At 58.7% G+C, this 19,941-nt stretch carries 17 protein-coding genes; 16 read left to right on the top strand and 1 reads right to left on the bottom strand.

What is annotated here, in order from left to right; genetic code table 11:
- Nucleotides 1–2 precede the first annotated feature (2 nt).
- The 11 genes from B9Z33_RS11005 to B9Z33_RS10955 all read left to right on the top strand — a co-directional run bounded on the left by B9Z33_RS11005 (nt 3) and on the right by B9Z33_RS10955 (nt 14,138).
- On the top strand, nt 3–1,040 hold the full coding sequence (locus tag B9Z33_RS11005) for a microcin C ABC transporter permease YejB (protein WP_108287001.1): 1,038 nt from the start codon (nt 3–5) through the stop codon (nt 1,038–1,040).
- A complete protein-coding gene (locus B9Z33_RS11000; protein WP_108287000.1) occupies nt 1,037–2,092 on the top strand; it encodes an ABC transporter permease in 1,056 nt (351 codons plus the stop codon). Before B9Z33_RS11005 ends, B9Z33_RS11000 begins: the two co-directional genes overlap by 4 nt.
- Nucleotides 2,089–3,687 (top strand): ABC transporter ATP-binding protein, encoded by a 1,599-nt coding sequence (locus B9Z33_RS10995; RefSeq protein WP_108286999.1) that lies wholly within the window; start codon nt 2,089–2,091, stop codon nt 3,685–3,687. The genes B9Z33_RS11000 and B9Z33_RS10995 overlap by 4 nt, the downstream gene beginning before the upstream one ends.
- 154 nt (nt 3,688–3,841) lie before the next feature.
- A complete protein-coding gene (gene rimP / locus B9Z33_RS10990) occupies nt 3,842–4,405 on the top strand; it encodes a ribosome maturation factor RimP (RefSeq protein ID WP_108286998.1) in 564 nt (187 codons plus the stop codon).
- Nucleotides 4,406–4,476: 71 nt separating this feature from the next.
- Nucleotides 4,477–5,961, top strand: coding sequence for a transcription termination factor NusA (gene nusA, locus B9Z33_RS10985; RefSeq protein WP_108287117.1), 1,485 nt, complete (start codon nt 4,477–4,479; stop codon nt 5,959–5,961).
- 23 nt (nt 5,962–5,984) lie between these two features.
- A complete protein-coding gene (gene infB / locus B9Z33_RS10980) occupies nt 5,985–8,975 on the top strand; it encodes a translation initiation factor IF-2 (protein WP_108286997.1) in 2,991 nt (996 codons plus the stop codon).
- A complete protein-coding gene (gene rbfA, locus B9Z33_RS10975; RefSeq protein ID WP_108286996.1) occupies nt 8,976–9,350 on the top strand; it encodes a 30S ribosome-binding factor RbfA in 375 nt (124 codons plus the stop codon). It abuts the gene before it with no gap.
- 2 nt (nt 9,351–9,352) lie between these two features.
- Nucleotides 9,353–10,333, top strand: coding sequence for a tRNA pseudouridine(55) synthase TruB (gene truB / locus B9Z33_RS10970; RefSeq protein ID WP_108286995.1), 981 nt, complete (start codon nt 9,353–9,355; stop codon nt 10,331–10,333).
- Nucleotides 10,334–10,346: 13 nt separating this feature from the next.
- On the top strand, nt 10,347–12,164 hold the full coding sequence (gene typA / locus B9Z33_RS10965; RefSeq protein ID WP_108286994.1) for a translational GTPase TypA: 1,818 nt from the start codon (nt 10,347–10,349) through the stop codon (nt 12,162–12,164).
- A gap of 14 nt (nt 12,165–12,178) precedes the next feature.
- Entirely contained in the window at nt 12,179–13,063 is an 885-nt protein-coding gene (locus B9Z33_RS10960) for a DMT family transporter (protein ID WP_108286993.1), read from the top strand.
- Entirely contained in the window at nt 13,056–14,138 is a 1,083-nt protein-coding gene (locus B9Z33_RS10955; protein ID WP_108286992.1) for an enoyl-CoA hydratase/isomerase family protein, read from the top strand. The genes B9Z33_RS10960 and B9Z33_RS10955 overlap by 8 nt, the downstream gene beginning before the upstream one ends.
- A 102-nt stretch (nt 14,139–14,240) precedes the next feature.
- On the opposite strand, the gene smpB is transcribed toward B9Z33_RS10955, so the two are convergent.
- Nucleotides 14,241–14,729, bottom strand: coding sequence for an SsrA-binding protein SmpB (gene smpB / locus B9Z33_RS10950; protein ID WP_108286991.1), 489 nt, complete (start codon nt 14,727–14,729; stop codon nt 14,241–14,243).
- A gap of 94 nt (nt 14,730–14,823) precedes the next feature.
- On the opposite strand from smpB, the gene B9Z33_RS10945 reads away from it, so the two are divergent.
- The 5 genes from B9Z33_RS10945 (at nt 14,824) to guaA (ending at nt 19,795) form a co-directional block, all read left to right on the top strand.
- Nucleotides 14,824–15,264, top strand: coding sequence for a type II toxin-antitoxin system RatA family toxin (locus B9Z33_RS10945; RefSeq protein WP_108286990.1), 441 nt, complete (start codon nt 14,824–14,826; stop codon nt 15,262–15,264).
- On the top strand, nt 15,257–15,625 hold the full coding sequence (locus B9Z33_RS10940) for an RnfH family protein (protein WP_108286989.1): 369 nt from the start codon (nt 15,257–15,259) through the stop codon (nt 15,623–15,625). Before B9Z33_RS10945 ends, B9Z33_RS10940 begins: the two co-directional genes overlap by 8 nt.
- An 8-nt stretch (nt 15,626–15,633) precedes the next feature.
- Entirely contained in the window at nt 15,634–16,542 is a 909-nt protein-coding gene (locus B9Z33_RS10935; RefSeq protein WP_108286988.1) for a class I SAM-dependent methyltransferase, read from the top strand.
- A gap of 99 nt (nt 16,543–16,641) precedes the next feature.
- Nucleotides 16,642–18,111, top strand: coding sequence for an IMP dehydrogenase (gene guaB / locus B9Z33_RS10930; protein WP_108286987.1), 1,470 nt, complete (start codon nt 16,642–16,644; stop codon nt 18,109–18,111).
- A gap of 70 nt (nt 18,112–18,181) precedes the next feature.
- Nucleotides 18,182–19,795, top strand: a complete 1,614-nt coding sequence (guaA, locus tag B9Z33_RS10925; protein WP_108286986.1) for a glutamine-hydrolyzing GMP synthase — start codon at nt 18,182–18,184, stop codon at nt 19,793–19,795.
- Nucleotides 19,796–19,941 lie beyond the last annotated feature (146 nt).

Raw genomic sequence — 19,941 nt, 5'->3', positions numbered from 1 at the left:
ACATGCTGGCCTACATTTTCAAACGCTTGCTCCTGATGATCCCGACCTTGTTCGGGGTCTTGTTGATGACTTTTGCGGTCATCCAGTTTGTGCCCGGTGGTCCGGTGGAGCAAATGGTGGCTCAGCTGCAGGGGCGTGACACAGGCGGCGAGGGCGCTGCGGCGGCGGGCAGTGGTTACCGTGGCCGCCAGGGTGTGGATGCCGCGCGCATTGCCGAGATCAAAACCCTGTATGGCTTTGACAAACCGCCCACCGAGCGTTTCTGGATGATGCTCAAACAGTTTGCTCAATTCGATCTGGGAAAAAGCTTTTTCTACCCCAAAGACGTGTGGAGTCTGATCAAGGAAAAACTGCCGGTCTCGATCAGTCTGGGTCTGTGGACGTTTTTCCTGAGCTATCTGGTGTCGGTACCTTTGGGCATTGCCAAGGCGGTGCGGGCAGGCACGCGTTTTGACACCCTGACCAGTTTGCTGGTGCTGGTGGGTTACGCCATTCCGGGCTTTGTTCTGGGCGTGGCCTTGCTCGTGATTTTTGGTGGGCAGCTGCAGTGGTTTCCGCTGCGCGGCTTGACTTCGTCCAACTGGGACCAGCTCGGCTGGGGTGCCAAGGTGGTCGATTATTTGTGGCACATCGCCTTGCCGGTCACGGCCAGTGTGTTGGGCTCGTTTGCCGTCATCACCATGCTGACCAAAAACGCTTTTCTCGAAGAAATCCGCAAGCAGTACGTGCTGACGGCCCGCGCCAAAGGCTTGAGCGAAAACCGGGTTCTGTATCGGCACGTCATGCGCAATGCGCTGATCCCGCTGGTCACAGGTTTCCCGGCGGCTTTCATTGGCGCGTTTTTCACCGGTTCTTTGCTGATTGAGACCTTGTTCTCGCTCGATGGTCTGGGTTTGCTCAGCTACGAAGCCGTCATTCGGCGCGACTACCCGGTGGTGCTGGGCACCTTGTATTTGTTCACCCTGATCGGCCTGGTCACCAAGCTCGTCAGTGACCTTTGTTATTTGTGGGTGGACCCGCGTGTGAAGTTCGACCAATGAGCCCATCAGCGACATCCTTTTCATCTGCGCAGGCCTCGCCTTCGGCGCGGGCTTGGCAGCGTTTCAAGCGCAACCGCCTGGGTTTGGGCAGCCTGATCGTTTTCGTGACCTTGTTCGTGTTCAGCTTGGGCGCGGAGTTTTTGTCGAACGACAAACCCTTGGTGGTGCGTTTTCAGGGGCAGTGGTATTTCCCGGTGGTGCAGACCTTGCCCGAAAAGTTGTTTGGCGGCGACTTTGAAACCCCTGCCGACTACCTGGACCCGTTCATTCAGCAGCAACTGCACAAGGATGGCAATTGGGCTTTGCAAGCGCCCAACCCTTACCACCACAGCACACTCGACTACTTTGCGCCCTTGCCCAACCCGGCACCTCCGACGGCGCGCAACTGGCTGGGCACCGATGACCGGGGACGTGATGTGCTGGCCCGTTTGCTCTACGGCTTTCGGGTCTCGGTGTTGTTTGCGCTGGCACTGACGCTTTTCGGGGTGCTGTTGGGCGTGCTGACCGGGGCCGTGCAGGGCTTTTTTGTGGGCAAAACCGATTTGGTGTTCCAGCGCTTCATCGAAATCTGGAGCGCCATGCCCGAGCTGTACCTGCTGATCATTTTTTCTGCCGTGTTTGAGCCCAGTGTGGGTTTGCTGTTGGTGCTGCTCAGCCTGTTTGGTTGGATGGGCTTGTCGGACTATGTGCGGGCCGAGTTCCTGCGCAACCGCCAGTTGGACTACGTCAAGTCGGCGCGGGCGCTGGGCTTGGGCCATTGGCAAATCATCTGGCGGCATGTGCTGCCCAACAGCATGACGCCGGTGGTGACCTTTTTGCCGTTTCGCATGAGCGGAGCCATTTTGGCTTTGACCTCGCTCGATTTTCTGGGCCTGGGTGTGCCGCCCGGCACGCCATCCTTGGGTGAGCTGCTGGCCCAGGGCAAAAACAACATCGACGCTTGGTGGATATCGATTTCCACCTTTGCCGTGCTGGTGGTGACTTTGTTGCTGCTGACTTTCATGGGAGACGCCTTGCGTGACGCCCTGGACCCCCGAAAGGCCGACGCATGAGCGCCCCTCTGCTGCAATTGCGCGACTTGCGTGTGTCCTTTGGCGGCAACGAGGTGGTGCATGGCATCAACCTGAGCATCCAGCCTGGTCAACGCTGTGCGCTGGTGGGCGAATCGGGCTCGGGCAAGTCGGTCACGGCTTTGTCGGTGCTGCGCTTGCTGGAGTCGGCGCAACTGGGTGGACAAGTGCTGTGGCAAGGGCGCGATTTGTTGCGGCAGTCGCCAGCGGAGATGACGCGCATCCGTGGTGATGAAATCGCCATGATTTTTCAGGAGCCGATGACGGCGCTCAACCCCTTGATGACGGTGGGTCAGCAGATCTCTGAGGTGCTTCAACTCAAAAAAATGCTGCGTCGCCAGGAGGCTGACCAAAGGGCAGAGGCCTTGCTGGCTGAAACCGGCATCGATGACCCGCACCGCCGATTTGCGGCTTACCCGCATCAGCTGTCGGGTGGACAAAGGCAGCGCGCCATGATGGCCATGGCCTTGGCCTCGGAGCCCAAACTGCTGCTGGCCGACGAACCCACGACCGCTCTGGACGCCAGTTTGCGTTTGCAAATGCTGAATTTGCTGGCCGCTTTGCAGGCCAAAACAGGCATGGCCGTGCTCTTGATCACCCACGACCTGGCCTTGGTCCGTCACTTCGCGGACCATGTTGCCGTGATGGAAAAGGGGCATCTGGTGGAGCAGGGGGCTTTGACAGAAGTGTTTGCAAGGCCACAGCACCCCTACACGCAAAAGCTGCTGGACAGCCGCCCCAGCCGTGAAGGTCTGGTTCAGGTGGATGCAAGCGAGGCCAAGCCGCTGCTGCGGGCTCAAGGGCTGCGCGTGCGTTACCCCATGGCTGTGCCAGGTTTGCGAGGGTGGTTCAAAAAAGACCATTTCACCGCGGTACAGGCTGCCAATTTTCAGATCGATGCAGGCACCACCTTGGGGGTGATGGGGGAGTCGGGTTCGGGCAAGTCCAGCTTGGCGCAAGCGGTGTTGGGTTTGACCCCGTTTGACGGCGATTTGTCATTGGGTGGACAAACATGGCAAAACTCGCCAGCCAGAGACAAGGCTTTGCGGCAACGCGTGCAGGTGGTTTTTCAGGACCCGTATGGCAGCCTTTCTCCTCGAATGACCGTCGGCGAGATCGTCTCTGAAGGCTTGCGCTTGCACCAGCCCCAGGCCACCGAAGCCCAAATTGAGACCCGTGTTTTGGCCACTTTGGCTGAAGTGGGGCTGAGCACCGCCGATTTTCCGGATTTGCTCAGCCGCTATCCCCACTCTTTTTCGGGCGGTCAAAGGCAGCGCATGGCCTTGGCGCGGGCTTTGGTGGTGGATCCCGATCTTCTGGTGCTGGACGAGCCGACCAGCGCGCTCGATGTGACGGTGCAAAAGCAAATCCTGAAATTGCTGCAGGATTTACAAAAAAAGCGTTCTATCGCTTATTTATTGATTACCCACGATATCGATGTTTTAAGGGCCATGGCCCATCAGGTGATGGTGCTGAAAGCCGGGCAGATCGTGGAGGCCGGTCCTGCGGGTCGGGTTCTGCACGAACCCGGTCATGTTTACACGCGGAGTTTGCTGGATGCCTTTCCAAATGCCTGAGCAAGTTTGCCGCAAACTGCGCTTCATTTTCCTTAGAAATCACGCACTTAGCACGTTTTTCAGCTAGAATACCGGCTTCACGACCAAACGGGCGGGTTTTCACCGCCCGTTTTTTTTGGGTCTTTCTTTTTTAACGTTGATATTTCGAAGCTCTGTGGCATTGCAGCAAATTGTTCAAGAAACCGTGACCGGCCTGGGCTATGACCTGGTCGAAATTGACCGCACAGCGGGCGGTTTGTTGCGCATCACCATCGACTGGCCATGGCAGCCCGGTTCAGAGCTCTTTATCAACGTTGAAGATTGCGAAAAAGTCAATCGCCAACTGCAGTTTGCCTTGGAAGTTGACGGCATTGAGTACAACCGGCTTGAGGTTTCCTCTCCTGGTATTGACCGCCCGCTGCGTCATGAAAAAGATTTTGAGCGTTTCGCTGGTGAGTTGATCGACATCAGCCTCAAGGCCCCCATGGGCGAGAACGCAGCCGGTTTGGTCAGTGCCAGCCGCAAGAAGTTTCGCGGCACCCTGGAGCGAACCAGCAATGGCGAAGGCTGGCAAATCGTCTGGAGCGATGCCCCCGCCGTGAAGCCCGGTCAAAGAATCAGTAAAAAAAGAGTCCCTGCGCCTTTGCATGCGCTGGGATTCACGTTGGATGAATTGCGCGAGGCCCGTTTGGCGCCCGTGGTGGATTTCAAAGGGCGCAAGCCAAAGGTTGAGGCCTGACCTGGGTGTCGGGTTTTGAGCATTTTTATCGGGTCTGAACCGCAGGCCCAGTGGAACAGGAGAGTCAAGTCATGAATCGCGAAATGTTGATGTTGGTCGAAGCCATCTCACGTGAAAAGAACGTTGAGCGCGACGTGGTATTTGGTGCCGTGGAGGCCGCTTTGGCCCAAGCCACCAAAAAGCTATATTCCGGCGAAGTGGACATCCGCGTGGCGGTGGACCGCGACAACGGCAATTACGAAACTTTCCGCCGCTGGCACGTGGTGCCCGATGAAGCCGGTTTGCAGTTGCCCGAGCAGGAAATTTTGCTGTTTGAAGCCAAAGAGCAAATCCCTGACATCGAAGTCGATGAATACATCGAAGAGCCGATCGAGTCTTTGCCCATTGGCCGCATTGGCGCCATGGCGGCCAAGCAGGTCATCCTCCAAAAAATCCGTGACGCCGAGCGCGAAATGCTGCTCAACGACTTCATGTCGCGCGGTGAGAAGATTTTTGTCGGTACCGTCAAACGCATGGACAAAGGCGACATCATCTGCGAGGCTGGCCGCATTGAAGGCCGTCTGCGTCGCAGCGAAATGATCCCCAAGGAAAACCTGCGCAGCGGCGACCGTGTGCGCGCCATGATCATGGAAGTCGATTTGACTTTGCGCGGCGCTCCCATCTTGTTGTCGAGATCGGCCCCCGAATTCATGATCGAGCTCTTCCGTCAGGAAGTGCCCGAGATCGAGCAAGGCCTGCTGGAAATCAAAACCTGCGCCCGTGACCCCGGCTCACGCGCCAAGATTGCTGTTTTGTCTCACGACAAGCGCGTGGACCCCATCGGCACTTGCGTCGGTGTTCGCGGCACCCGTGTGAACGCCGTGACCAATGAATTGGCTGGCGAGCGCGTCGACATCGTGTTGTGGAGCGAAGACCCCGCCCAGTTCGTGATCGGTGCCCTGGCCCCGGCCAACGTGCAATCCATCGTGGTGGACGAAGAAAAGCACGCCATGGATGTGGTGGTGGACGAAGAAAACCTGGCGATCGCGATTGGCCGTGGTGGTCAAAACGTGCGCCTGGCTTCTGACCTCACCGGCTGGAAGATCAACATCATGGACGCGGCCGAGTCTGCTCAAAAGCAAGCCGAAGAAACCACCGGCATTCGCCAGCTGTTCATGGAAAAGCTCGATGTGGACCAGGAGATTGCCGACATCCTGATTGGCGAAGGGTTCACCAGCCTGGAAGAAGTGGCCTATGTGCCGATCCAGGAAATGCTGGAAATCGAAAGCTTCGACGAAGACACCATCAACGAGTTGCGCACACGCGCCAAAGACGCGTTGTTGACCCTTGAGATTGCACGCGAAGAGAGCGTCGAAGACGTTTCTCAGGATCTGCGTGACCTGCCAGGCTTGACGCCTGAGTTGATTTCCAAGCTGGTTGAAGCGGGTATCCATACCCGTGACGATTTGGCTGACTTGGCCACCGATGAACTGACTGACATCACTGCTCAGACAGCTGAAGAGGCGACCGCCCTGATCATGAAAGCCCGCGAACATTGGTTCGCTGGCCAGGCCTGAAGCTATGGAGGCTTGAACACAATATGTCCAGTACCACTGTTGCCGAGTTCGCAAACGAACTCAAAAAATCTGCCGATGTCTTGCTCGATCAATTGCGATCAGCAGGCGTTGCCAAGAGCGCGGACAGCGATACGCTGAACGACGCTGACAAGCAAAAATTGCTCAGTTACCTGCAAGCCAGCCACGGCACCGTGGCCGGTGACCGTAAAAAAATCACCCTGGTGAAGAAATCCACCAGCGAGATCAAGCAAGCCGATGCCTCTGGCAAAGCCCGCACGATCCAGGTTGAAGTGCGCAAAAAACGCACCTTGATCAAGCGCGATGACGAGCCTGTGCAAGAGGCGCAAGCCCAAGAGCCACAAGAGCCCGTGATCGATCACGCTGATCTGGCGCGCCGCGAAGAAGAAGCCCGCCGTCAGGCCGAGCTGATTCGCCGCCAGGAAGAAGAACTGGTCGAAAAGCGCCGTGTGCGCGAAGCGCAAGAAGCTCAGCAGCGTTCTGAAATGGAAGCACAAGAGGCGAAAGCCCGTGCTGAGGCCCAATCTTTGGCCGAAGCAGCTGCTTTGGCCGCTGGTCAGGCCGCGCCTGCCAAGCCGCAGTTGAGCCGTGAAGAGCGCGAGCAACTGGCCCGTGCCGAAGCCGCCAGCATCAATGCCGCATCGCAAGTGAAGACTGCGCCAGCCGCTCCTGTTATCTCTGCCGAAAGCGTTGCCGCAGCCAAGGCTGCTCAGCTTGCCGAAGCCGCTGCTGCCAAAGCCAAAGCCGATCAAGAAGCCCGCGAAGCTGCTGCGCAAAAAGCCGCCGCCGATTCGAAGGCCAAAGCCGACGAAGACACCGCCCGTGCAGCCGATCTTGACGCGCGTCGTCGCAAGGCCTTGGCCGAAGCCGAAGCCATTCGCACGATGATGAATGCCCCTAAAAAGGTGTTGGTCGCCAAGAAAGAAGAGCCCAAGGTCGAAGCCAAAGCCGCTGTCAAAGGCACTTTGCACAAACCGGCAGGCACACCAGCGCCGGGCGCACGCGCTGCTGCAGCCCAAGCTGCCGCGCCTTCGGGCCCCGGTGGCAACAAAGAAGTCAAATCTGCCAAGCTGTCATCCAGCTGGGCGGGTGATCCAGCCAAGAAAAAGGCGATTCCTACACGCGGCGACAGCAGCGGTGGTGTGGGCCGCAACAACTGGCGCGGTGGACCACGTGGTCGCCGTGGCAATGAGCGTGATCGTGATGATTCGCACACCCAGTCGGCACCCGCAGAAGTGCGCGTGATCGAAGTGCACGTGCCCGAAACCATCACCGTGGCCGAATTGGCTCACAAAATGGCCATCAAGGCTTCCGAGGTCATCAAGCACTTGATGAAGCTCGGCCAAATGGCCACGATGAACCAGCCTTTGGACCAAGACACCGCCATGATCGTGGTGGAAGAAATGGGTCACAAGGCCGTGATCGCTGCGCTGGACGATCCAGAAGCGTTCACCGACGACGAAGTGTTGGATCAGCATGCAGAGTCTTTACCGCGTGCCCCTGTGGTTACCGTTATGGGCCACGTTGACCACGGTAAAACCTCGTTGCTCGACTACATTCGCCGAGCCAAAGTGGCTTCGGGTGAAGCCGGTGGTATCACCCAGCACATTGGTGCGTACCACGTCGAAACAGATCGCGGCATGATTTCGTTCCTGGACACCCCTGGTCACGAGGCTTTCACGGCCATGCGTGCCCGTGGTGCACAAGCCACCGACATCGTCATCCTGGTGGTGGCGGGTGACGACGGCGTGATGCCTCAGACCAAAGAAGCCATAAAGCACGCGAAAGCAGCCGGTGTGCCGATCGTGGTGGCCATCAACAAGATGGACAAGCCCGATGCCAACATCGAACGCGTTCGCAGCGAACTGATCGCCGAAGAAGTCGTGCCCGAAGAATTCGGTGGCGACTCTCCCTTCGTGTCGGTGTCGGCCAAAACCGGTATGGGCATTGACGACCTGTTGGAGCAAGTGCTCTTGCAAGCCGAAGGGCTGGAACTCAAGGCCCCGGTCGCCGCTGCGGCCAAGGGCTTGGTGATCGAAGCGCGCTTGGACAAAGGCCGTGGTCCTGTGGCCACCATCCTGGTCCAGTCTGGTACTTTGAACACGGGGGACGTGGTGCTGGCTGGTCAGACCTTTGGTCGCGTACGTGCCATGTTGGACGAAAACGGTGCACCGATCAAGTCCGCAGGTCCATCGATCCCGGTTGAGATCCAGGGTTTGACCGAAGTGCCACAAGCCGGTGACGAATTCATGGTCATGGGCGACGAACGCCGTGCCCGCGAAATCGCCACTTACCGCGCTGGCAAGTTCCGCAACACCAAGCTGGCCAAGCAACAAGCGGCCAAGCTCGAAAACATGTTCACCGACATGTCTGCCGGCGAAGTCAAGATGCTGCCGATCATCATCAAGGCCGACGTGCAGGGCTCACAAGAAGCCTTGGGCGCTTCCTTGCTCAAGCTGTCGACTGAAGAAGTCAAAGTGCAATTGGTCTACTCCGGCGTGGGTGGTATCAGTGAATCCGACGTCAACCTGGCGATCGCATCCAAAGCCATCGTGATCGGTTTCAACGTGCGTGCCGATGCCGGCGCGCGCAAATTGGCCGAAGGCAATGGCGTTGACCTGCATTACTACAACATCATTTATGACGCTGTGGATGAGCTCAAGGCCGCCATGTCGGGCATGTTGGCACCAGAGCAGCGCGAAGAAATCATGGGTATGGCCGAAATCCGCACCGTGTTCGTGGCTTCCAAGATCGGTACCGTTGCAGGTTGTATGGTCACATCGGGTCAAGTCACCCGCAACGCCAAATTCCGTCTGCTGCGCGACAACGTGGTCATCTACACAGGCGAGCTGGATTCGCTCAAGCGTCTCAAAGACGATGTGCGCGAAGTCAAAGAAGGCTTCGAGTGCGGTATCAAGCTCAAGAACTACAACGACATCAAAGAAGGCGATCAACTCGAATTCTTCGACGTCAAGGAAATTGCGAGAACGCTGTAAATGGCGCGCAAGAAGCAATCGTCCGTTCCCAATCGCGGTTTCCGCGTGGCCGACCAGATCCAGCGCGATCTGGCCGAATTGATCGCGCGCGAGTTGAAAGACCCGCGTGTGGGCATGGTCACGATCAACGCGATTGAGGTCACGCCCGATTACGCCCACGCCAAAGTCTATTTCAGTGTTTTGACGGGTAATCCCGAAGAAGCCACTGAAGGGTTGAATGCGGCAGCGGGCTTCCTGCGCAATGGTTTGTTCAAGCGTTTGCACATCCACACCGTGCCGACATTGCACTTTTTGTTTGACCGCACCACCGAGCGTGCATCGGACATGAACGCATTGATCGCCAAGGCCGTGTCGTCTCGCGCCCAAGAGGACTGAGCATGAACGCGCCACGCACCAGGGTGCAACGGCGCCCTGTGCACGGGGTGCTGTTGCTCGACAAACCGCTGGGTCTTTCCAGCAACCAGGCTTTGCAAAAAGCCAAGTGGTTGTTGCGGGCCGAGAAAGCTGGCCACACAGGGACTTTGGATCCCTTGGCCACCGGTGTGTTGCCTTTGTGTTTTGGTGCGGCTACCAAGTTCAGTCAGCAGCTCCTGGATGCCGACAAAACTTATGAGACGACGGTTCGTCTCGGGCTGAAAACCAGCACGGCCGATGCCGAAGGCGAAGTGATTGAAACGCGTGAAGTGCGTTGTACTCCCGGCCAAGTGGTGGAAGTGCTGGACCGGTTCATGGGACCGATCAGTCAGGTGCCACCGATGCACAGCGCCTTGAAAAAGGACGGCAAGGCTTTGTACGAATATGCCCGTGAGGGCGAAACCGTTGAGCGCGAAGCGCGCAACGTGGTGATTCATGACCTGGATCTGCTGGACATGAAACTGCAAGGCGATGCGCCTTTTCTGCGTTTGCGTGTGCGTTGCAGCAAAGGGACCTACATCCGGACACTGGGCGAAGACATCGCCGAGGCCTTGGGTTGTGGTGGCCACTTGAGCGCGTTGCGCCGCGTGGTCACAGGTCCTTTTGAGGCGTCACAGTGCGTGACGCTGCAGGATCTGGAAGCGATGGACGAAGCCAAGCGTCTGGGCGCTTTGCTGCCGGTCGATGTTTTGTTGCCGGGCTACACCGAGGTGAGCCTGGACAGCGACAACGCTGGGCGTTTTTTGAGTGGGGTGCGCAGACGCGGCCTCTGGGTTGATTGTGATCAAGTCGTGGTGTATGGAGAGCATCCTCGTGCCTTGCTGGGAACAGCTGTTGTGCATGGCGGCGAATTGATTCCGGGTCGATTGTTGAGCCCGATGGAAATTCAACAGATTTTGGAAAAATCACCTGTGAACGAGCCTTTGCTGGCCGAGCAGGTTTAAAGGAAGAGAAAGCATGAGCAAGCAAATTCGCAACATCGCCATCATCGCGCACGTTGACCACGGTAAAACCACCATGGTCGACCAACTGCTGCGCCAGTCTGGTACCTTCGCTGACCACGAAAAAGTGGTCGACACCGTCATGGACAACAACGCCATCGAACGCGAACGTGGCATCACCATCCTGGCCAAAAACTGCGCTGTGAGCTGGGAAGGCACCCACATCAACATCGTGGACACCCCCGGTCACGCGGACTTTGGTGGTGAAGTTGAACGCGCTTTGTCCATGGTGGACGGCGTGGTGCTGCTGATCGATGCGCAAGAAGGCCCTATGCCTCAGACCCGCTTCGTGACCAAGAAAGCCCTGGCGTTGGGCCTCAAGCCCATCGTTGTGGTGAACAAGGTCGACAAGCCCGGTGCGAACCCCGACAAAGTGGTCAACGCCGCTTTTGACCTGTTCGACAAACTGGGTGCGAACGACGAGCAGCTGGACTTTCCTGTGGTGTATGCCTCCGGTATCAACGGTTGGACATCGCTGGAAGAAGGCGCACCTGGTGAGCAGTGGGGCCCCGACATGTCGGCCCTGTTCAACACCGTGCTCAAGCACGTCAAACCCAACGCCGGCGACCCTGCAGCGCCACTGCAGTTGCAAATTTCCGCCCTCGACTTCTCGACCTTTGTGGGCCGTATCGGCGTGGGCCGCATCAGCCAAGGTACCGTCAAACCCAACATGGACGTGGTTGTGATGGAAGGTCCAGATGGCTCCACCATCAAAGGCCGTGTCAACCAGGTGCTGACATTCCAAGGCTTGGACCGTGTGCAAGTGACCGAAGCCGGTCCTGGCGACATCGTGTTGATCAACGGCATTGCCGACCTGAACATCGGCGTGACCGTGACCGATCCGGTCAACCCCGCACCACTGCCCATGCTCAAGGTGGACGAGCCCACGCTGACCATGAACTTCTGCGTGAACACGTCGCCTTTGGCTGGCCGTGAAGGCAAGTTTGTGACCAGCCGCCAGATCTGGGACCGCCTGCAAAAAGAACTGCAACACAACGTGGCCCTGCGTGTGAAAGAAACCGATGAAGACGGTATCTTTGAAGTCGCTGGTCGCGGTGAATTGCACCTGACCATCTTGCTGGAAAACATGCGCCGTGAAGGCTATGAGCTGGCAGTGTCCAAGCCACGTGTGCTGTACCGCGACATCAACGGTGAGCGCCACGAGCCTATCGAGCTGGTGACTGCCGACATCGAAGAAACTCACCAGGGCGGCGTGATGCAAGCCCTGGGCGAGCGCAAGGGCGAGCTGGTCAACATGGAACCCGATGGCCGTGGTCGTGTCCGTCTGGAATACCGCATTCCTGCCCGTGGCCTGATCGGTTTCACCAACGAATTCCTGAACTTGACCCGTGGTTCCGGTCTGATCTCCAACATCTTTGACGGCTACGAGCCGCACAAAGGTGAAATCGGTGGCCGCAAGAACGGTGTGCTGATCTCCATGGACGACGGTGAAATCTTCACTTACGCCCTGGGCAAGCTGGACGACCGCGGCCGCATGTTCGTCAAGGCGAACGATCCGGTGTACGAAGGCATGATTGTGGGTATCCACAGTCGTGACAACGACCTGGTCGTCAACGCGACACGTACCAAGCAGCTGACCAACTTCCGCGTGTCCGGCAAAGAAGACGCGATCAAGATCACCCCCCCGATTGACCTCACACTGGAATACGGCGTTGAGTTCATCGAGGACGACGAACTGGTCGAAATCACGCCCAAGAGCGTGCGTCTGCGCAAACGCTTCCTGAAGGAAAGCGATCGCAAGCGCAACAAGTGATCGGCTGACCCCCGATGCGTATGACCCACGGCATGGCCGTCTGGACCATGTTGGGCGTCACTGCCCTGTGGTCCATGGCCGGGGTGGTGACGCGGCACCTGGATCAAGCGCGCAGCTTTGAAGTCACCTTCTGGCGCAGCTTCTTCACCGTTGTGTCATTGCTGGTCATCCTGCCTTTGTGGCAGGGCCGAAGTGTCTGGTCACGGCTGCCTTTGCGCAGCCGTTACTTTTGGTTCTCCGGCGTGTGCTGGAGCGTCATGTTCACCGCGTTCATGGTGGCACTCACCTTGACGGCGGTGGCCAATGTGCTGATCACCATGGCGGTCGGGCCTTTGCTCACAGCGCTGATCACACGGGTGTTTTTGGGCCATCGTTTGCCAGCCCGCACTTGGCTGGCCATTGTGTTGGCAGGCATCGGCATTGGCTGGATGTATGGCTCGCAACTGAGCTTGGGCGATCCGAACTTCCTGGTCGGTTCCCTCGTGGCTTTGTGCGTGCCCATTGCAGGCTCCGTGCAATGGACACTGGTGCAAAAAAGCCAGAGTGAAGGCCACAACCTAGATCTGGTGCCGTCGGTCATGTTGGGCGCCCTGATCTCGTCGGCGCTTACTTTGCCGCTGGCTTGGCCGTTTCAGGCCTCGGCTCATGATGTGGGTTTGTTGGGCATACTGGGCTTGTTTCAGTTGGCTATTCCCTGTGCTTTGTCGGTGGTGTGTGCCCGGGTGCTCAAAGCGCCTGAAGTGGCTTTGCTGGCCTTGCTTGAAATCGTTTTTGGCATCGCTTTGGCCTGGTGGGGCGCTAATGAAGCGCCGCAGCTGAGTGTGCTTTTGGGGGGTACCCTGGTGTTGGGTGCCTTGCTTCTCAATGAATGGTTAGGCTGGAGACAAAACAATGTCTGATGTCATCGCGCAAATTGAAGGCCGTATCGGCTGCATCACCCTGAACCGTCCCAAGGCGCTCAACGCCTTGTCACTCGACATGGTGCGCTCCTTGACCCAAGCCCTGCTGGCCTGGCAGACCGACCCCCAAGTGTTGGCGGTGGCTGTTCGCGGCACTGGCAAAGAAGGCCCATTCGGTGCATTTTGCGCAGGCGGAGACATCCGGTTTTTCCATCAGGCTGCTCACGCGGGTGATGCCTCTTTGGGTGATTTTTTCACCGAAGAGTACCGCCTGAACCACCTGATTCACACCTACAGCAAGCCCTACATCGCCTTCATGGACGGCATTGTCATGGGTGGTGGCATGGGCATCAGCCAGGGCGCGAGCGTGCGCGTGGTGACCGAGCGCACCAAAATGGCCATGCCCGAAACCAACATCGGTTTGTTTCCGGATGTGGGCGGCGGGTATTTTCTGAGCCGCTGTCCCGGCCGCCTGGGTGAATACCTGGGCCTCACCGGCCACATGCTCTCTGGTCCCCAAGCCGTGGCCGCCAAACTGGCGGACATCGCGCTGCCCAGCGGCATGCTGGAGCCGATCTGGCAAACCCTGATCAGCAGCCCCTTTGAAAATGCCGAATCGGTGGAGCGTTGGGTGTTGGCCCAGGCGGGAGCGATGACGCCTGAAAAGCTGACGCCACAGCCCCAGATGGATGAAGTCTTTGGCCTGCCCAGCGTCAAGGCCATGCTGGACAAGCTGGAGTCTTCTACCGACGAGTGGAGCCAGAAGACGGCACACGCCTTGCGTCAGCGCTCTCCCTTGATGCTGCATGTGGTGCTGGAGCAAATTCGCCGCGCCCGTCAAATGAGCCTGGCCGACGACCTGCGCATGGAGCGTGACATGGTGCACCACTGCTTTCACCTGCGCGCCGTCAGCGACAGCGACACGGTGGAGGGTATCCGTGCCCTGGCGGTGGACAAAGACCACAGCCCGAACTGGAAGCCTGCGCGTGTGGAGGAGGTGGATCTGTCTGAAGCCGCACGTTTCTTTGTGAGCCCCTGGCCCTCGGACCACCACCCATTGCGCGATTTAACGTAGGAGCGAGCCCCCGCTCGCGAATGCCTGATCTGCCGCTGTGCTGGCAGATTCGGCCGCAGGGGCAGCCTCCCACAAAGACAAAGCGCTTGCTCCTACAGAAATTCAGCGGTGCCGGCTCTTCATGGCGCGTTCCACTTCGCGCTTGCCTTCGCGGTCCTTGATGGTGTCGCGTTTGTCGTGTTCAGCTTTGCCCTTGGCCAGCGCGATGTCGCATTTGACCTTGCCTGATTTCCAGTGCAGGTTGATCGGCACCAAGGTGTAACCCTTTTGTTCGATCTTGCCGATCAGCCGTTTGATCTCTTCCTTGTTCAGCAGCAGCTTGCGCGTGCGTGCGGCTTCGGGGTTGATGTGGGTGGATGCGGTTTTGAGCGGGTTGATCAGGCAACCGATGATGAACAGTTCACCATTGCGAATGACCACATATCCGTCGGTGAGCTGCACCTTGCCTTCGCGGATGGCCTTGACCTCCCAGCCTTCCAGCACCATGCCTGCCTCGTAGCGCTCTTCGAAAAAATAGTCGAAGGCGGCCTTTTTGTTCTCGGCGATCTTGGCAAAGGTGGGGGCGGCGGTTGTTTTTTTGGTGGTGGCCATGGTGAACAGATAGGGACGGCCTGGCCGTTCTCAAGGAAGTCCAGGCGGCTGGAAAACAAAGCGCCGGATTGGAAAACTACAATCGCATCATTGTATGAAGAATATCCACAAGTCCGTCCTGATCTGGTATGCCCCAGAGGAAATGTTTCGCCTCGTCACCGATGTGGCCAGCTACCCCGAGTTTTTGCCCTGGTGCGACCAGGCCCGCGTGCTCGAAACCGACGCGCAAGGCATGGTGGCCGAAGTCGGCATCAGCCTGGGCGGCATCCAGCAAACCTTCACCACCCGCAACACCCACGAAGAAGGGCGCTCAGTGGGCATGAGCCTGGTCAAGGGCCCGTTTTCCAATTTGAGCGGTATGTGGCGTTTTTCGCCCGTGGGCGACGGCTCGCAGCGTGCCTGTAAGGTCGAGCTGGATTTGCAGTATGGCTTTTCCAGCAAAACCCTGGCCACTTTGGTGGGCCCTGTGTTTGACAAGATCGCGGCTAGCCTGGTCGATGCGTTTGTGAAACGCGCTGAAGCCGTTTATGGCTGAGTCGACGCTTCAGGTCACGCTCTGCTGGAGCCTTGCGCCCCGGCACGTGCAGGAGATGAGCCTGCATGTGCCCGAGGGCAGCACGGTAGGGGCTGTGCTGGATCAGGGCATGGCCCAATGGCTGCAAAGCCATGGTTCTGCCGATATGACGGCTTTGTCATCGCTGAGATTTCAGCAGCCCGGCATCTGGGGCCACAAAGTCGCTTGGGGACACCCCGTGCAAGCAGGTGACCGCATTGAGCTGTACCGTCCGCTCAAAGTTGACCCCAAAGTGGCCCGGCGTCAGCGCTTCAAGCGCCAGGGCAAGGGCCGCACGGGCCTGTTTGCCAACCGCAAAAGCGGCTCGGCGGCGGGTTACTGAAAGACACCATGCAAGCACTTTTGAATGCCATCGCCCAGATGGCCCTGACCGACGACGCGCAACGTGTTTTTCATGGGCGGGGCGGCATGTATCCGGGTTGTGAGCAATGGTCGCTGGACTGGTTTGCACCCGTCTGGGTTTTGACCAGTTTTAAGCGGGTGACCGACGAAGAACTGGCCCAGTGCCACCGCGCTCTGGAAGCCCGCTGGCAAGTGCTGGCCCCAAACCAGCCGCTCAACTGGGTGTTTCAGAGCCGGGTCACCGGCGAAGCCGAAACGCGCCTGATGGCGGGCAGTGTGCCCGAGCCGCATGTGGTGACCGAGCAGGGCGCTCGTTACATCGTGCATGTGATGCGTGGGCAAAACCACGGCTTGTTTCTGGACATGGCCAATGGGCGGGAGTGGCTCAAAAACCATGCCCAACACGAAAACGTGCTCAACCTGTTCGCCTACACCTGCGCGTTTTCGGTGGTGGCTTTGCAGGGCGGGGCTGCGCAGGTGGTGAACCTGGACATGAGCCAAGGCGCGTTGGCCATTGGCCAGCAAAACCACCGCCTGAACGACTTGCCTGCCAAAGCTCGTTTTCTGGGCCACGACGTCTTCAAGACCTGGGGCAAGATCAACAAGATGGGGCCTTACGGTGTGGTCGTGATCGACCCGCCCAGCTACCAAAAGGGCAGCTTCATCGCGACCAAGGACTACATCAAGCTGATCCGCCGCCTGCCCGATCTGCTGGAACCGCAAGGCCATGTGCTGCTGTGTCTGAACGCGCCGGAGTTGGATACGCAGTTTTTGCACAGCCAGGTGACCGAGGCTGCACCCAGCCTGCGCTTTGTGGAGCGCTTGGCCAATCCGGCCGCATTTGTGGATGTTTCACCCGAAAAATCCCTCAAAGTGCTGCATTACCAGAACGCCTGACCCGTCCTGACCAGCTTCAGCTCGGGCCATTTTTTGGCACGGAGGCAGGGAAATCCCTTGCGCGGCGCGGGTACAATCCATTTTTTGGAGCCCTAGCTTATGCGCCTACTCGGTAAAGCCCTGACTTTTGACGACGTTCTCCTCGTCCCCGCCTATTCCCAAGTCCTGCCCAAGGACACGTCGCTCGCGACGCAATTCACCCGCAACATCCGCCTGAATCTGCCCTTGGTGTCCGCCGCCATGGACACGGTGACAGAAGCCCGCCTGGCCATTGCCATCGCGCAGGAAGGCGGCATCGGCATCGTGCACAAAAACCTCACCGCCCAAGAGCAAGCTGCTCAAGTGGCCAAGGTCAAGCGCTACGAATCCGGCGTGCTGCGCGACCCGGTCGTCATCACCCCCGACACCACCGTGCGCCAGGTCATGGCCCTGAGCGAAGAGCTGGGCGTGTCGGGTTTCCCGGTGTGCGATGGTCGCCAGGTGGTGGGCATCGTCACTGGCCGCGATCTGCGCTTTGAAACCCGCTACGACCAAAAGGTGAGCGAGATCATGACGCCGCGTGAGCGCCTGATCACCGTGCCCGAAGGAACGACCCCCGAGCAAGCCAAGCACCTGCTCAACAAGCACAAACTCGAACGCCTGCTGGTGGTCAACGACGCCTTTGAACTCAAGGGCCTGATCACCGTCAAGGACATCACCAAACAGCTGAACTTTCCTAATGCCGCACGCGACGCCGCAGGCAAACTGCGCGTGGGCGCAGCCGTGGGCGTGGGCGAGGGCACCGAAGAGCGCGTCGAAGCGCTGGCCCGTGCAGGCGTGGACGCCATCGTGGTGGACACTGCGCACGGCCACAGCAAAGGCGTGCTCGACCGCGTGCGCTGGGTCAAACAAAACTACCCCCACATCGAAGTCATTGGCGGCAACATCGCCACCGGCGCTGCGGCTTTGGCCCTGGTCGAAGCGGGTGCTGACGGCGTCAAGGTTGGCATTGGCCCTGGCTCGATCTGCACCACCCGCATCGTGGCGGGTGTGGGCGTGCCGCAAATCATGGCGGTCGACTCTGTGGCCACCGCGCTCAAAGGCACGGGCGTGCCCTTGATCGCTGACGGCGGCATCCGCTACAGCGGCGACATTGCCAAAGCCATCGCCGCAGGCGCAGGCACCGTGATGATGGGCGGCATGTTTGCGGGCACCGAAGAAGCGCCTGGTGAAATCGTCTTGTTCCAGGGCCGCAGCTACAAGAGCTACCGTGGCATGGGCTCGATTGGCGCCATGCAGCAAGGCAGCGCCGACCGCTATTTCCAGGAGTCCAGCACCGGCAACCCCAACGCCGACAAACTGGTGCCCGAAGGCATTGAAGGCCGCGTGCCCTACAAAGGCTCGGTCGTTTCGATCATTTACCAGATGGCAGGCGGCTTGCGCGCCAGCATGGGTTACTGCGGCTGCGCCACCATCGAGGCCATGCACAACGAATCGCAGTTTGTGGAAATCACCGCTGCTGGCATCCGCGAAAGCCATGTTCACGACGTGCAGATCACCAAAGAAGCGCCGAATTACCGGGCCGAATAAAATCTGCACTTGACCACCAAGGCGTCTGCACCCCAGACGCCTTTTCATTTCTCAAAGAACGACGCCTGCCATGCAGCACTCCAAGATCCTGATCCTCGACTTCGGCTCCCAAGTCACCCAGCTCATCGCCCGCCGTGTGCGCGAAGCCCATGTGTTTTGCGAAGTGCATCCTTGTGATGTGAGCAGCGATTGGGTTCGCGAGTACGCCAAAGACGGTAACCTCAAAGGCGTGATCTTGTCCGGCAGCCACGCCAGCGTCTACGAGGTGGACGACCGCGCCCCCGATGCGGTGTTTGAGCTGGGCGTGCCGGTTTTGGGCATTTGTTATGGCATGCAGACCATGGCCGAGCAATTGGGCGGCAAGGTCGAAGCCGGACACACCCGCGAATTTGGCTACGCCGAAGTCCGCGCCCATGGCCACACCGAATTGCTCAAGGGCATCGAAGACTTCGCCACGGCCGAAGGCCACGGCATGCTCAAGGTCTGGATGAGCCACGGCGACAAGGTCACCCAGTTGCCTGAAGGCTTCAAGGTCATGGCCTCGACCCCGGCTTGCCCCATTGCCGGCATGGCCGATGAGGCTCGCGGCTTTTATGCGGTGCAGTTCCACCCTGAAGTCACGCACACCTTGCAGGGCCAGGCGCTGCTCAACCGCTTCGTGCTCGACATCTGCAAGGCCCGCCCGGACTGGATCATGGGCGACTACATCGAAGAAGCCGTCGCCAAAATCCGCGAGCAAGTGGGTGACGAAGAAGTCATTCTCGGCCTGTCGGGCGGCGTCGATTCGTCGGTGGCTGCAGCTTTGATCCACCGCGCCATCGGCGACAAGCTGACCTGTGTGTTTGTGGACCACGGCCTGCTGCGCCTGAACGAGGGCGACATGGTCATGGACATGTTCGTTGGCAAGTTGCACGCCCATGTCATCCGCGTGGATGCCAGCGAGCTGTTCTTGGGCAAACTGGCCGGCGTGAGCGAGCCAGAAGCCAAGCGCAAGATCATCGGCGGCTTGTTTGTCGACGTGTTCAAGGAACAAGCGGCCAAGCTCAAAGCAGGCGACGGCGGCCACAAAGGCGCGACCTTCCTGGCCCAAGGCACGATTTACCCCGACGTGATCGAGTCGGGCGGTGCCAAGAGCAAAAAAGCCGTCACCATCAAGAGCCACCACAACGTGGGCGGCTTGCCGGAGCAACTGGGCTTGAAACTGCTGGAGCCGCTGCGCGAATTGTTCAAAGACGAGGTGCGTGAACTGGGCGTGGCGCTGGGCTTGCCCCGCGAGATGGTCTACCGTCACCCCTTCCCAGGCCCAGGCTTGGGCGTGCGCATTTTGGGCGAAGTCAAAAAAGAATACGCCGACTTGCTGCGTCGTGCGGACGCGATCTTCATCGAAGAGCTGCGCAACTTCACCGATGAAACGGGCAAGACCTGGTACGACCTGACCAGCCAAGCCTTCACCGTGTTCCTGCCCGTGAAAAGCGTGGGTGTGATGGGTGACGGCCGAACCTACGACTACGTGGTGGCCCTGCGCGCAGTGCAAACCAGCGATTTCATGACGGCCGATTGGGCTGAGCTGCCCTACGCGCTGCTCAAAAAAGTGTCGGGCCGCATCATCAACGAGGTCCGAGGCATCAACCGGGTGACATACGACGTCAGCTCAAAACCACCGGCGACGATCGAGTGGGAGTGAAAAATAGGACAAATTCTTATGTAAATACGTCGTGCAATTAATATTTTATTAAATGAAATAAGTTAATTTGTTGAATTTTTTACTTACTTCGATTACAGTTGTGCAAGCACCTGCACTTTGCAGTCTATGTTGTAAACCGTAATTGT

The organism is Limnohabitans sp. T6-20, from assembly GCF_003063505.1.
Taxonomy (GTDB): domain Bacteria; phylum Pseudomonadota; class Gammaproteobacteria; order Burkholderiales; family Burkholderiaceae_C; genus Limnohabitans_A.
Note: the sequence above shows the minus strand (reverse complement) of the source record. Positions and strands in the feature narration are given on the sequence as shown.

What these genes read in the sequence shown, in the direction of transcription:
- typA (WP_108286994.1), top strand. Translation starts at nt 10,347, where the DNA reads ATGAGCAAGCAAATTCGCAACATCGCCATCATCGCGCACGTTGACCAC.
- B9Z33_RS11005 (WP_108287001.1), top strand. Translation starts at nt 3, where the DNA reads ATGCTGGCCTACATTTTCAAACGCTTGCTCCTGATGATCCCGACCTTG.
- infB (WP_108286997.1), top strand. Translation starts at nt 5,985, where the DNA reads ATGTCCAGTACCACTGTTGCCGAGTTCGCAAACGAACTCAAAAAATCT.
- smpB (WP_108286991.1), bottom strand. Translation starts at nt 14,729, where the DNA reads ATGGCCACCACCAAAAAAACAACCGCCGCCCCCACCTTTGCCAAGATC.
- B9Z33_RS11000 (WP_108287000.1), top strand. Translation starts at nt 1,037, where the DNA reads ATGAGCCCATCAGCGACATCCTTTTCATCTGCGCAGGCCTCGCCTTCG.
- B9Z33_RS10935 (WP_108286988.1), top strand. Translation starts at nt 15,634, where the DNA reads ATGCAAGCACTTTTGAATGCCATCGCCCAGATGGCCCTGACCGACGAC.
- guaB (WP_108286987.1), top strand. Translation starts at nt 16,642, where the DNA reads ATGCGCCTACTCGGTAAAGCCCTGACTTTTGACGACGTTCTCCTCGTC.
- truB (WP_108286995.1), top strand. Translation starts at nt 9,353, where the DNA reads ATGAACGCGCCACGCACCAGGGTGCAACGGCGCCCTGTGCACGGGGTG.
- B9Z33_RS10995 (WP_108286999.1), top strand. Translation starts at nt 2,089, where the DNA reads ATGAGCGCCCCTCTGCTGCAATTGCGCGACTTGCGTGTGTCCTTTGGC.
- B9Z33_RS10945 (WP_108286990.1), top strand. Translation starts at nt 14,824, where the DNA reads ATGAAGAATATCCACAAGTCCGTCCTGATCTGGTATGCCCCAGAGGAA.
- B9Z33_RS10960 (WP_108286993.1), top strand. Translation starts at nt 12,179, where the DNA reads ATGCGTATGACCCACGGCATGGCCGTCTGGACCATGTTGGGCGTCACT.
- B9Z33_RS10940 (WP_108286989.1), top strand. Translation starts at nt 15,257, where the DNA reads ATGGCTGAGTCGACGCTTCAGGTCACGCTCTGCTGGAGCCTTGCGCCC.
- nusA (WP_108287117.1), top strand. Translation starts at nt 4,477, where the DNA reads ATGAATCGCGAAATGTTGATGTTGGTCGAAGCCATCTCACGTGAAAAG.
- rbfA (WP_108286996.1), top strand. Translation starts at nt 8,976, where the DNA reads ATGGCGCGCAAGAAGCAATCGTCCGTTCCCAATCGCGGTTTCCGCGTG.
- B9Z33_RS10955 (WP_108286992.1), top strand. Translation starts at nt 13,056, where the DNA reads ATGTCTGATGTCATCGCGCAAATTGAAGGCCGTATCGGCTGCATCACC.
- guaA (WP_108286986.1), top strand. Translation starts at nt 18,182, where the DNA reads ATGCAGCACTCCAAGATCCTGATCCTCGACTTCGGCTCCCAAGTCACC.